This is a genomic window from Mycolicibacter heraklionensis (assembly GCF_019645815.1).
Lineage (GTDB): Bacteria > Actinomycetota > Actinomycetes > Mycobacteriales > Mycobacteriaceae > Mycobacterium > Mycobacterium heraklionense.
The window spans coordinates 4256893-4269609 of the sequence record NZ_CP080997.1 but is presented as its reverse complement, the minus strand read 5'-3'; the positions used below and the strand labels follow the sequence as shown (position 1 = coordinate 4269609).

The 12717-nt window shown below is 67.8% G+C and carries 11 protein-coding genes; 8 read left to right on the top strand and 3 right to left on the bottom strand.

All coding sequences use genetic code 11. The features are described from left to right. Nucleotides 1-133 precede the first annotated feature (133 nt). A complete protein-coding gene (gene purD / locus K3U94_RS20295; RefSeq protein ID WP_047318156.1) occupies nt 134-1402 on the top strand; it encodes a phosphoribosylamine--glycine ligase in 1269 nt (422 codons plus the stop codon). A 30-nt stretch (nt 1403-1432) separates the two neighbouring features. Further along, nucleotides 1433-2032 carry a hypothetical protein gene (locus K3U94_RS20290; protein WP_131721472.1) on the top strand — a complete coding sequence of 200 codons (600 nt, stop codon included), beginning with the start codon at nt 1433-1435 and terminating at the stop codon, nt 2030-2032. Nucleotides 2033-2050: 18 nt separating this feature from the next. Here K3U94_RS20290 and K3U94_RS20285 read toward each other — a convergent pair whose 3' ends face one another. Both K3U94_RS20285 and K3U94_RS20280 read right to left on the bottom strand, forming a co-directional pair. After that, nucleotides 2051-3823, bottom strand: coding sequence for a hypothetical protein (locus K3U94_RS20285; protein WP_220694838.1), 1773 nt, complete (start codon nt 3821-3823; stop codon nt 2051-2053). 250 nt (nt 3824-4073) lie between these two features. Beyond that, nucleotides 4074-4916 (bottom strand): alpha/beta hydrolase-fold protein, encoded by an 843-nt coding sequence (locus K3U94_RS20280; RefSeq protein WP_220694837.1) that lies wholly within the window; start codon nt 4914-4916, stop codon nt 4074-4076. 79 nt (nt 4917-4995) lie between these two features. Between K3U94_RS20280 and K3U94_RS20275 the strand changes: the two genes are divergently transcribed. The 3 genes from K3U94_RS20275 to pntB all read left to right on the top strand — a co-directional run bounded on the left by K3U94_RS20275 (nt 4996) and on the right by pntB (nt 8720). Continuing rightward, nucleotides 4996-5613 (top strand): TetR/AcrR family transcriptional regulator, encoded by a 618-nt coding sequence (locus tag K3U94_RS20275; protein WP_047318159.1) that lies wholly within the window; start codon nt 4996-4998, stop codon nt 5611-5613. Nucleotides 5614-5739: 126 nt separating this feature from the next. Continuing rightward, nucleotides 5740-7263 carry a Re/Si-specific NAD(P)(+) transhydrogenase subunit alpha gene (locus tag K3U94_RS20270; protein ID WP_220694836.1) on the top strand — a complete coding sequence of 508 codons (1524 nt, stop codon included), beginning with the start codon at nt 5740-5742 and terminating at the stop codon, nt 7261-7263. Between the two features lie 35 nt (nt 7264-7298). Continuing rightward, nucleotides 7299-8720, top strand: a complete 1422-nt coding sequence (gene pntB / locus K3U94_RS20265; RefSeq protein WP_047318161.1) for a Re/Si-specific NAD(P)(+) transhydrogenase subunit beta — start codon at nt 7299-7301, stop codon at nt 8718-8720. On the opposite strand, the gene K3U94_RS20260 is transcribed toward pntB, so the two are convergent. After that, complete coding sequence (locus K3U94_RS20260) at nt 8717-9403, bottom strand: TetR/AcrR family transcriptional regulator (protein ID WP_047318162.1); 687 nt, start codon at nt 9401-9403, stop codon at nt 8717-8719. The genes pntB and K3U94_RS20260 overlap by 4 nt on opposite strands. A gap of 78 nt (nt 9404-9481) precedes the next feature. Here K3U94_RS20260 and K3U94_RS20255 point away from each other — a divergent pair, with 78 nt between their 5' ends. The 3 genes from K3U94_RS20255 to K3U94_RS20245 are packed head-to-tail and all read left to right on the top strand — an operon-like array spanning nt 9482 to nt 12709. Beyond that, complete coding sequence (locus tag K3U94_RS20255) at nt 9482-10036, top strand: hypothetical protein (RefSeq protein ID WP_220694835.1); 555 nt, start codon at nt 9482-9484, stop codon at nt 10034-10036. Between the two features lie 25 nt (nt 10037-10061). Continuing rightward, complete coding sequence (gene purB / locus K3U94_RS20250) at nt 10062-11480, top strand: adenylosuccinate lyase (RefSeq protein WP_220694834.1); 1419 nt, start codon at nt 10062-10064, stop codon at nt 11478-11480. Between the two features lie 5 nt (nt 11481-11485). Beyond that, the gene (locus K3U94_RS20245; protein ID WP_220694833.1) at nt 11486-12709 is read left to right on the top strand and encodes a cytochrome P450; all 1224 of its coding nucleotides are present in this window, start codon (nt 11486-11488) and stop codon (nt 12707-12709) included. Nucleotides 12710-12717 lie beyond the last annotated feature (8 nt).

Below are 12717 nucleotides of genomic sequence, written 5' to 3'. Positions count from 1 at the left end.
GACTGCGTAGGCCCGACCTACAACGCGAGAGCCCCGCACACACCAGGCGCGTGCGGGGCTCTCTCCTTATATATCCTTTGTCTCGCGTCCCGCCGATGACGAAGCGAGGCGAACTCAGAGAGGAGTAGCGCCCATGCGCGTCCTGGTGATCGGTTCCGGCGCCCGGGAACATGCGTTACTCCTAGCCCTTCGCAACGACCCGAAGGTCGATCACTTGGTGATCGCGCCCGGCAACGCCGGTACTGCGGCCCTGGCAGAGCAGCGCGACATTGACATCACCTCGGCGGCGGCGGTCACCGCCTTGGCCCGCGACGTCGAGGCCGACCTGGTGGTGATCGGCCCGGAGGTGCCGCTGGTCTTGGGTGTGGCAGATGCGGTGCGTGCCGCCGGCATCGCCTGTTTCGGCCCGTCGCAGGACGCCGCTCGCATCGAAGGTTCCAAGGCGTTCGCCAAGGACGTGATGGCCGCCGCCGGGGTGCGCACCGCCCGCTCGGAGATCGTCGACAGCCCCGCTGACCTGGACGCCGCCCTGACCCGGTTCGGTCCTGATGCCGGAGAGGCGGCCTGGGTGGTCAAGGACGACGGGCTGGCGGCCGGCAAGGGCGTAGTGGTGACCGCAGATCGGGCAGCGGCCCGGGCCCACGCCGCCGGGCTGCTCGACAGTGGCCATCCGGTGCTCTTGGAATCCTTCCTGGACGGTCCCGAGCTGTCCCTGTTCTGTGTGGTCGACGGCGCCACCGTGGTGCCGCTGCTGCCGGCGCAGGACTTCAAGCGGGTCGGCGACGGCGACAGCGGACCCAACACCGGCGGCATGGGTGCATACGCCCCGCTGCCGTGGTTGTCGCGGGAGGCGGTGGCCGGCATTGTCAGTGACGTCGTCGAACCCGTCGCGGCCGAACTGCTCCGGCGGGGCAGCCGGTTCACCGGTTTGCTGTACGCAGGTCTGGCGATGACCTCGACCGGACCGGCGGTGGTCGAATTCAATTGCCGCTTCGGCGATCCGGAGACCCAGGCGGTGCTGGCACTGTTGGAATCGCCACTCGGGCAGTTGCTGTATGCCGCCGCCACCGGCGGACTGAGCGAGTTCGGCGCGTTGCGCTGGCGGGATGCCGCGGCGGTGACAGTGGTGCTGGCCGCGGAGAACTACCCAGGCCGGCCGCGCGTCGGCGACGTGATCGTGGGCGCCGAGGCCGACGGGGTGTTGCACGCCGGTACCGCGCGTCGCGACGACGGGGCGGTGGTGTCTTCCGGTGGGCGGGTGCTGTCGGTGGTGGGCGTCGGAGACGACCTGAGTGCTGCGCGTGCCGATGCCTACCGGATCCTCAATTCAATTCGTTTGCCGGGAAGTCACTTCCGCAGCGACATCGGCGCGGCTGCCGCCGAGGGGAAGATCCAGGTCTGACCGCGGGGGCCTACCGCTATCCTGGGTGACATGGCTGACGAAACTGAACCGGAGTCCACCGAATCCGTAAAGCAGGATCCCCCGGCGAAAAGTGCCGGTACGGACAAACGGCGGTCAGCTCCCACCCCGGCCCCGGTGCCGGCGCCGTCGAGCCTTCGCCCCCTGCTGATCGCTGGGGCGGTCGGACTGGTTGCCGGTCTCATCGGCGGCGCGGCCGTCGCCGGTTTCTGGCACCCGTCGGGTGGTTCGTCCTCGGGTGGTTCCGGCAAGTTCAGCGGTGAGCAGGTCGACAGCGCGAAGAAGGACGTGTGCGGCGCGGTCGTGCTTGCCCGTCAAGCGGTGGCCAACAACATGCACATGAAGAACCCGGACCCGGAGAACCCCATCGCCCAGCTCGCGGTGGCGGCCAACGCCCGGTTGTCGCTGACCGCGGGTGCGGCGTATCTGCGTGGCCGGCTGGAGGCGGACCCTGCGACACCGCAAGACATCGCGGACACCACCGAGAAGATGGCCGGTGCGCTGGAGCGTCTGAACCTGAGCTACCTTGTCGGACAACCGAATTCGGAGCGCGAGCAGCTGGGTCATGACCTCGATTCGCACATCACCGCGCTGGGCAAGCTCTGCCAGTAACCCCGTTGGGGTTATCCCTCAGAGCCCGAACAGGGCCAGTGGGTCTGTTGCGAACATGGCGCCTGCGTCATCGAGGCCGGTAAAGGCGTCGCCCGGGTCGAGTGGGTTCGCGGCGGAGAACATGTCGAACCATGAGCTCAGATCGACATTGCCGAACGGCGTTACCAGGGTGTCGGTGACGGTGCCGTCGTCGCCGGGCGTGGCGATGTAGATGTTCTGCCAACCGCCGCCGAAGTTCAGGACGTCGTAGACCGTTCCTGCCGCGGGCAGCAGCGAGGCGTCCACGCCGTCGGCAGCGGCGATGCTCGCCACGGTGAACTCGGTGTTGGCCATCCCCAACAAGTTCGACACATTCACGCCGGTGGTGATGCTCCCGAGGTCGGTGGGGCTTGACCCGGAGTCGTCGTAGACAGTGAAGACCTGCGGGGCGAAGTCGATCGGTGTACCTCCACCGATGCCGACCGAGGCACCGCCGAGGGCCAGCAGCGGCCCGACACCGAACAGCGCGGGCACGATGTTGAAACCCTCTTCGGAGCCGGTCAAGCCGAGAGTCGGGTCGAAGACGTACCCGCCGAGGCTGAAGGCGTCATCGCCGAGGCTGCTGTCGCCGACCTGCAGCCCGGTGAACGCGTCACCCGGGTCGAGCGGATTGGCGGCATTGATGCCGCCGAACAGCGAGTCCAGGTTCATGTTGCCGAACGGCGTGACCAAGGTGTCGTGGACGGTGCCGGGGGTGACGGTGCCGTCGACGGTGACGTCCGGTGTCGCCGTGTAGACATTCACCCATCCGCCGCCGAGGTTGAAGGCGTCGTAGACCGATCCCAGTACCGGTAGCTGCGAGTCCTCCACGCCGTCGGCCGGGGTGACACCTTGGATGATCAACTGTGTGTTGGTCATGCCCAGCAGGTTCGCCACGTCCACCGCGGTCTTGACGCTGCCGAGCTCGCTGCCGCCGCTTCCGTAGACGTCGAAGTCCTGCGGCGCGAAGGCTTGTGGCTGGGTTCCGGGATACCCCAGGCTGAACACCAGTTGGCCGCCGCCGAGGTTCAACAGCGGTGGCAAGCCGGCGAGGGAGTCGACCGGGGTGAAGCCCTCGGTCACGGTGCCGTCAGCCCCGGTGCTGAACGGGTTGAACGTGAAGTCGCCGATGGTGAAGGCGTCGGCTCCGATGCTGCTGTCGCCGGCCTGCAGCGGGGTGAACGCGTCGCCCGGCTGCAGCGGGTTGGCAGCGTTCATGTCGGCGAACAGCGAGCTCAGGTCGGTGTTGCCGAACGGTGTCACCAGGGTGTCGGTGACGGTGCCGTTCTCGCCCGGGGTGGCGACATAGACGTTGTAGAAGCCATTGCCCAGGTTGAGGACGTCGTAGACCGTTCCCTTCACCGGTAGTGCCGAGGCCTCGACGCCGTCCGCGGGCGTGGTGTCGAGGACGGTGAACGCGGTGTTGGACAGGCCCAGCAGGTTCGCGACGGTCTCGTTGGTGCTGATGCTGCCGAGCGCTTCGGTGCCGTCGTACAGATCGAAGGTCTGCGGGGCGAGGTCCAAGCTGGTGGGTCCAATGTTCACCGACCCGCCACCGAGGCCCAACAGCGGCGGAGCCAGGCTGAGCGGACCGACCGGGTCGAAACCTTCGGCGCCCGATGAGGTGATGGGGTCAAATACGGTGCCGTCGATGGTGAAGGCGTTGTCACCGGGCGCAGCGGCGCCCAGCGCGGCCTGCATCAGTGCCGCGGTGACCAACCCGCCGCCGGCGGTGGCCGCAACGGTAGCCGTCTGAATACGTCGATTTGTCATCACAGGCCTTCCAATTCGTTCGGTTGGACTGGCATTTGGTGGGACCCAGAATCAGTTGAGTTACTGGTGAGTACTTTTTGACGCTACCGCGCGTGTTCTTCGTCACACAAGGTTTCATTTGGCCTAAATATCGGACAAATCCGACGATTTAGGAGACAATGCGGCCGAATTTCGGGACATGCACCCAGATCCGCGGTAGCAGCCGCCCGCTTGCTTTTCGTGCCAGCGGTGTTTGGAGACTGAACGGCGCTTAGGCAGTCAGCAGCGGAGCGATCCAGGTCAACTCAGCGGGCAGCTGAGAACTCCAGTACGACCCGTCATGTCCGCCAGGCGAGAAACCGCCCGCCGGGGGGTTGGGCAGCTGGGCGATGAAGGCTTGCGTCGCCGAATAGAACGGGTCGTCGTTTCCGCAGTCCACCCGGATCGGAATCGAGGCATGAGCCGGCATCCCGAACACCGAGTTGGCCGAGAAGTCCGATGCGCCGTCGAACGCACCCGGCGCCGTCGCCCCGGACGACAGCCACAGTGCGGGGCTCACCGCGCAGATCGCCGCGGTCCGGCGCGGGCCGAGCCGGCCGCCCAGCAGCAGCGCGCCGTAGCCGCCCATCGACCAGCCGATGAATCCCACCCGGGAGGTGTCGAGCCCCTGCTCGGCCAGCAACGGCAACAACTCGTCGGTCACCATTGCCCCCGAATCCTCCCCGGATGCGCGGCGGTGCCAGTAGCTCCCACCGCCGTCGACGGCGACCACCGCGAACGGGGGGAGTCCCGCGCCGACGGCCTCGGCCAGGCCCTGCTCCACGCCACCGGCCATCACGGTCGCGGCGTCACTTCCCTTGCCGTGCAACGCGATCAGCGGACGCAACGCGCCGGTCTGGCCGGGTGGCCGGGCGATCGCCCAGTTGGTGGTGATTCCACCGCGCGCCGCCGAGGGGAACGAGCCCGTCGTCATCGTGGGCGCGGCCTGCAGCGGGGCGGCCTGCGTCGGTCGCGCGTCAAGTAATGAGCTCGCCCCCAGCGCGCCCGCGGTCCCCATCGCGGCCCCGAGGCGCAGTACCGTTCGTCGGCTCAACTCCGGCATGGCGGCCATCATGCCAGCGGGGCGGGGTTTGTCCGAAAAGGCGGAAACGCATGATGCGGCGCTACCCGGACTGGCAGCATCTCTAGGCGTGATGACAGCAGTGACGCCGAAGGGCGAACGACGGCGGTATGCGCTGATCAGCGCCGCCGCCGAGCTGCTGCGTGAGGGCGGTTTCGAAGCGGTGCGGCATCGCGCCGTGGCGCAGCGGGCCGGTCTGCCGCTGGCGTCGACGACCTATTACTTCTCCTCACTCGAAGACCTCATCGCCCACGCGGTCGAACACATCGGGATGTTGGAGGTCGCCCAGTTGCGTGCCCGCATCACCGAGCTGTCCCGGCGCCGGCGCAGCGCCGAGACCACTGCGGACATCCTGGTGGAACTGTTGGTGGGCGACGAGAGCGGTGAACAGATCACCGAGCAGCTCATCTCCCGCTACGAGCGCTATATCGTGTGCTCCCGCCAGCCGGCGCTGCGCGACATTCAGCGCCGTATCCTGCATCAACGGTCCGATGCGGTCACCGAGGCCGTCGAACGCTCCGGGCGGATCGCGCGCGTCGAGATGGCATATGCCCTGGTCTGCATGGTCGACGGCGCGGTGATGGCCGCACTGGTCGATGACCTGCAAGGGCCGCGGGCGGCCGCCCGGGCCGCGGTCATCGACGTCATCGATATGCTCGCTCCACTGGATCAGCGCGCGGTGTCGGCCTGAGAAGCACACACGGTATGCTGCCTCGATCCCTTTGTCGCTCCTTAGCTACTGGCGGGTAACAGGGGGAAGAAGACGCCTGCAAGCGCCTGAAGACGGCGAAGAAACGCGAATGTGGAGAGCTACGTCATGAATATCGGTGTCCTATCCGAGGCGCAGCCCGGTGAGACGCGTGTGTCGGCGACGCCGACGACGGTCGCTGCACTGACCAAGCTCGGTTACGACGTCGTAGTGGATTCCGGTGCGGGAGACGCATCGTCCTTTTCCGACGCGGCATACACCGAGGCCGGCGCCACCATCGGCGACGCGCGCAGCGCCGACATCGTCTTCGGTGTCAACGCCCCGTCGACCGAACAGCTGGACGGGATGAAGCCGGGCGCGACGCTGATCAGCCTGCTGGCACCGGCACTGAACCCGGATCGGGTGGAGGATCTGGCCCGGCGGCCCATCACGGCGCTGTCGATGGACGCCGTACCCCGGATCTCGCGCGCGCAGTCCCTGGACGTGTTGAGCTCGATGGCCAACATCGCCGGCTACCGCGCCGTGGTGGAGGCCGCCCATGCCTTCGGCCGGTTCTTCACCGGTCAGGTGACCGCTGCGGGCAAGGTGCCCCCGGCCAAGGTGCTGGTGGTAGGCGCCGGCGTCGCGGGCTTGGCCGCGATCGGCGCGGCCGGCAGCCTGGGCGCCATCGTGCGGGCCACCGATCCGCGCCCGGAGGTCGCCGACCAGGTCCGCTCGCTCGGCGGTGAGTACCTGTCCATCGAAGACCCCGAGGCCGAGGTGTCTGCCACCGGCTACGCCAAGGAGATGGGCGACGACTACAAGGCTCGCGAGGCGCAGCTCTACAGCGAGCAGTGCAAAGACGTCGACATCATCATCACCACCGCGCTCATCCCCGGTAAGCCCGCGCCGCGCATCATCACCGCCGACATGGTGGCGTCGATGAAGCCGGGCAGCGTGATCGTGGACATGGCCGCCGCCAACGGCGGCAACGTCGAGGGCACCGTCAAGGACCAGGCCGTCGTCACCGACAACGGCGTGACGATCATCGGCTACACCGACCTGGCCGGCCGGCTGCCCGCGCAGGCCTCCCAGCTCTACGGCACCAACCTGGTCAACCTGATGAAGCTGATGACCCCCGGCAAGGACGGCCAGCTGGTGCTGGACTTCGACGACGTGGTGCAGCGGTCGATGACCGTGGTGCGCGACGGCGAGTCGACGTGGCCCCCGCCCCCGGTGCAGGTCTCGGCCGTTCCGGCCAAGGTCGCCGAAGCCCCGGTGGTCGCGAAGGCGGCCAAGGAACCGATGTCGGCCGGACGCCGGCTGGGCCTGGTCGTGGGGTGCGCCGCGGTGCTGTTCGCGCTGGTCGCGATGGCGCCGGCGGCGCTGCAGGTGCACCTGACCGTCTTCGCGTTGGCGATCGTGATCGGCTACTACGTGATCGGCCACGTGCACCACGCGCTGCACACGCCGCTGATGTCGGTGACCAACGCGATCTCGGGAATCATCGTGGTGGGCGCGCTGCTGCAGATCGGCCACGGCGACCCGGCCATCACGAGTTTGGCCGCCGCGGCGATCCTGCTGGCCAGCATCAACATCTTCGGTGGTTTTGCGGTGACCCGCCGCATGCTCGCCATGTTCTCCCGCAGCTAGGCGCTGCGCACCCCGACTTGGAGTAGACCCCGCTTATGTTTTCAGTTGAGACCGCCGCCTCGGCGGCATACATCGTCGCGGCGCTGCTGTTCATCCTGGCCCTGGCCGGGCTGAGCAAGCACGAGACGTCCAAGGCCGGCAACAGCTTCGGCATCCTGGGGATGGCGGTGGCGCTGGCCGCGACGATCACCTTGGCGGTTCATCACGACATCAATCCGACCGGCTTGGCGTTGCTGATCGGGGCCACCGTGGTGGGTGCGGCAATCGGGTTGTGGCGCGCCAAGGTCGTCGAGATGACCGGCATGCCCGAGCTGATCGCGCTGCTGCACTCGTTCGTCGGCCTGGCCGCCGTGCTGGTCGGCTGGAACGGCTACCTGCACGTCGAGAACCGTCCGTGCGGTGCTGAGGCCCGCGAACTGGCGGCCTCGGGACTGTTCGGCATCCACTCGGCCGAGGTGTTCATCGGCGTCTTCATCGGCGCGGTCACCTTCACCGGCTCGATCGTGGCCAACCTCAAGCTCTCGGCGCGGATGAAGTCCAATCCGCTGATGCTGCCCGGCAAGAACTTCCTCAACATCGGCGCCCTGGTCGCGTTCTTCGCGCTGACGGTGTGGTTCGTGCACGAGCCGAAGCTGTGGTTGCTGATCGTGGTGACCGTGCTGGCGCTGGCGCTGGGCTGGCACCTGGTGGCCTCCATCGGTGGCGGCGACATGCCGGTGGTGGTCTCGATGCTCAACAGCTACTCCGGCTGGGCGGCGGCCGCGTCGGGCTTCCTGCTCTCCAACGACCTGCTGATCATCACCGGCGCGCTGGTCGGCTCCTCGGGTGCCTACCTGTCCTACATCATGTGCAAGGCGATGAACCGCTCGTTCATCTCGGTGATCGCCGGCGGCTTCGGGATCGAGGCCGGCCCGGCCGAGGACAAGGACTACGGCGAGCACCGCGAGATCACCGCGGAAGGGGTGGCCGAGCTGTTGGGCGGCGCCGACTCGGTGATCATCACCCCCGGCTACGGCATGGCCGTCGCGCAGGCCCAGTACGGCGTCGCCGAGCTGACCCGCAAGCTGCGGGACCGCGGCGTCAACGTGCGATTCGGCATCCACCCGGTCGCCGGCCGGCTGCCCGGCCACATGAACGTGCTGCTGGCTGAGGCCAAGGTGCCCTACGACATCGTGCTGGAGATGGACGAGATCAACGACGACTTCGGTGACACATCGGTGGTCCTGGTGATCGGCGCCAACGACACCGTCAACCCGGCCGCCGCCGAAGACCCGTCCAGCCCGATCGCGGGGATGCCGGTGCTGACCGTGTGGGACGCCGACAACGTGATCGTCTTCAAGCGCTCCATGGCTTCCGGCTACGCGGGCGTGCAGAACCCGCTGTTCTTCCGGCAGAACTCCGCCATGTTGTTCGGTGACGCCAAGGACCGGGTCGAAGACATCCTGCACGCGCTCTAAGGCGCTGCCTCCTCGGCCGTTTGTGGTCGGGCAAAACCCAACCGCTTGGTTTGGCGCGCCGGCTGCGTCGGTTCGCGATGCAGGCCGTTCAACAAGGCGAACAGCACCGGTTCGATCTCGCTGACCGCTTGGGCGGGGTCGGCGGCGGCGGCGATGATGGGCCCGGTCTTGCTGAGCAGGGCGTAGAGCAACTCGGCGGTCACGCCAACAGGCACCGCCACGATCTCGCCGGCCTCGATCAGCTCACCGAGCACGCCGCGCAGCAATGGCAGCGCCAGTTCCTCATCGACGGTCTGCTTGCGGTCCCAGCCCAAAGCGCTGGCCGATTCCCGCAGCAGCACCCGCGCGTCGTGATTGTGGACGTAACAGCGCAGCACTGCGCTGATTGCCAACAGCGCCTGTTCCCACGGGCTGGCGTCGCCGGGCATGGACTCCAGGGCGCCGGGTAGCACGGCCTGCATGACGTCGGCCTGGCTGGCCCGGAAGACCTCGGCGAAGATCGCTTGCTTGTCCCGAAAGTGGTGGTAGACCGCGCCCTTGCTGGAGTGCGACGCCTGCGCGATTTCGTCGACCGAGGTCGCTTCGAAGCCCTTGGCGACGAAAAGTGTCCGGGCGGCGTCGAGCACAGCGGTCCGCGTGAGCTCAGCATGCATGTCCCGCCGGGTTGGCCTCCCGTTACCCATTGGCAAAAGCGTACTCACAGACCGGCAGTCTGTGGCAGACTACGGGCCTGTCCATTCTTCTCGACATGTGGAGTCGTCATGTTGACGGTTGGCGGCGCCAACTGGGGTAATGCACCGTTGGTGCATCACGAGTGGCCGCCGGCAGCGCGGATAGCGGTCGAGGTTTTCCTTGAGTTCATGCGCCAGAACCGGGTGCGCCCCTACGACATCGCCGCCCGGTGCCGGATCCGATCGCTCACCCGACACGTGCCCGTCGGGCCGCGGCGAGAGATAGTGCACTCCTTCGATCTGACGCCGCCCTTCTGGCCGCTCACCATCGACCCAGACGACGCCAGGGTGACCGGCTATGGGATTGACCGCACCGGAGCGTGTATTCGCTACGCCCAGAACCCGTACCCGCTCGCCAATCGGGCTGACGAGGAGACAGTGCTGCGCGTGCAATTCGCGCCGGGATGCCACAACCTGATGCGTCGGGCCACCCGAACCAATCCCGCCTTCATCTGCGAACCGCTGCCTTCGTGGCATGCCGTCCAGATCATCACCGAACACCTCATCGATGCCGCGATATCGCTGTCGGAAGGCCGCGGCCCCGTCGCTGCCCGAACCACGGCACCGTCGCACACAACCCGCTGACGGAGCGACCGTAAGCTAGCTGCTCGTGAGCATCCCCAATGTGCTGGCCACCCGTTACGCCAGCACCGCGATGACAGACATCTGGTCGCCGCAGGCCAAGATCGTCGCCGAACGCCGACTGTGGCTGGCCGTGCTGCGCGCCCAGTCCGAGCTTGGCGTGCCGGTCCCCGCGCAGGCGATCGCCGACTATGAGGCCGTCCTCGACGAAGTGGACCTGGCGTCGATCGCCGCCCGCGAGCGGGTGACCCGCCACGACGTCAAGGCCCGCATCGAGGAGTTCAATGCGCTGGCCGGTCACGAGCACATCCACAAGGGCATGACCAGCCGGGACCTGACGGAAAACGTTGAGCAGCTGCAGATCCGCCAGTCGTTGCAATTGGTCCACGACCACGGGGTCGCGGTCGCGGCGCGCCTGGTCAACCACGCGGTGGCCTATCGCGACCTGGTGATGGCCGGACGCAGCCACAACGTCGCCGCGCAGGCCACCACGCTGGGTAAGCGATTCGCCTCGGCTGCCGAGGAAACCCTGCTCGCGCTGCGGCGGGTGCGCGAGCTGATCGACCGCTACCCGCTGCGGGGCATCAAGGGTCCGATGGGCACCGCGCAGGACATGCTGGACCTGTTCGACGGTGACACCGCCAAACTGAGCGAGCTGGAACGCCGGGTCGCGGAATTCCTGGGGTTCTCCGCGGTGCTGACCAGTGTCGGACAGGTGTACCCTCGTTCGCTGGACCACGACGTGGTCTCCGCGCTGGTGCAACTGGGCGCCGGTCCTTCCTCGCTGGCCCACACGATCCGGCTGATGGCCGGCCACGAACTGGTCACCGAGGGCTTCGCGCCCGGCCAGGTGGGCTCGTCGGCGATGCCGCACAAGATGAACACCCGCAGCTGCGAGCGAGTCAACGGCCTGCAGGTGGTGTTGCGCGGCTACGGCTCGATGGCCGCTGAACTGGCCGGCGCGCAGTGGAACGAGGGCGACGTCTTCTGCTCGGTGGTGCGGCGCGTCGCGCTGCCCGACGCCTTCTTCGCCGTAGACGGGCAGACCGAAACCTTCTTGACCGTGCTCGATGAATTCGGGGCCTATCCGGCGGTGATCACCCGCGAACTGGACCGTTACCTGCCCTTCCTGGCCACCACCAAGGTGCTGATCGCCGCGGTGCGTGCCGGGGTGGGCCGGGAAGCCGCCCACGAGGTGATCAAGGAACACGCGGTGGCCGTCGCGCTGGCGATGCGCGAGCGGGGCGCCGAGCCCGACCTGCTGGACAGGCTGGCCGCCGACGAACGGCTGCCGCTGGACCGGGCTGCGCTGGACGCGGCCGTGGCTGACCGCCAGGCATTCACCGGCGCGGCCGCCGACCAGGTCGACCGAGTGGCGGCCGAGGTGGCCGAACTCGTCGAGCGGTATCCGGCCGGGGCTGCCTACATCCCGGGCGCGATCCTGTAGCCGTCATGGAGGTCCAGGAGCTCGCGAGCATCGACTTCACCGATCTGGACAACTTTGCCGACGGCTTCCCGCACGAGCTGTTCGCGCTGCACCGCCGCGTGGCCCCGGTGTTCTGGCACGAGCCCACCGCACACACCCCGGACGGCGAAGGCTTCTGGTCGGTGGCCACGCACGCCGAAACGCTTGAAGTGCTGCGCGATGCGCAGACCTATTCGTCGGTCACCGGCGGGGACCGGCCGTTCGGCGGCACCGTGCTGCAGGACCTGCCGATCGCGGGCCAGCTGCTGAACATGATGGACGACCCGCGGCACGCGCAGGTCCGGCGGCTGGTCAGCTCCGGGCTGACGCCGCGGATGATCCGCCGCGTCGAGACCGACCTGCGGCACCGGGCGCGGGCGCTGCTGGACGCCGTCGAGCCCGGGGTTCCCTTCGACTTCCTGGTCGACATCGCCGCCGAGGTGCCGATGCAGATGATCTGCATCCTGTTGGGTGTTCCCGAGGCCGACCGGCACTGGCTGTTCGAGGCGATCGAGCCCAGCTTCGACTTCCGCGGCTCGCGCAAGGCGGTGGTGTCGCGACTGTCCATCGAGGACGCCGGTAACCGGGTCTACACCTTCGGGCGGGACTTGATCGCGGCCAAGCGCGCCGAGCCCGCCGACGACATGCTCTCGGTGGTGGCCAACTCGACCGACCCCGAGCTCAGCGACCTCGAGGTATATCTGTTCTTCCAGTTGCTGTTCAGTGCCGGCGCCGAGACCACCCGCAACGCCATTGCCGGCGGGCTGCTGGCGCTGTCTGCGTACCCCGACCAATATCGTTTGTTGCGTGGCGATTTCGGTCTGCTGCCGACTGCCATCGAGGAGATCCTGCGCTGGACCTCACCGGCTCCGTCGAAACGGCGCACCGCCGCCCAGCGCGCGGTACTGGGCGGGCAGACCATCGAGGCCGGCCAGAAGGTGCTGGTGTGGGAAGGCTCGGCCAACCGCGACCCGGCGGTCTTCGACCGGGCCGATCAGTTCGACATCACCCGTAAACCCAACCCGCACATCGGGTTCGGCCACGGCGCACACTTCTGCCTGGGCGCACATCTGGCCCGTTTGGAACTGCGGGTGCTCTACGAGGAGCTGCTGGGCCGGTTCGGCGAATTGGCGGTGGTGGCACCGGTGGAGTGGACGCGCAGCAACCGGCACACCGGGATGCGGCACATGATGGTGGAACTGCGGCCGTAGTCTCGGCG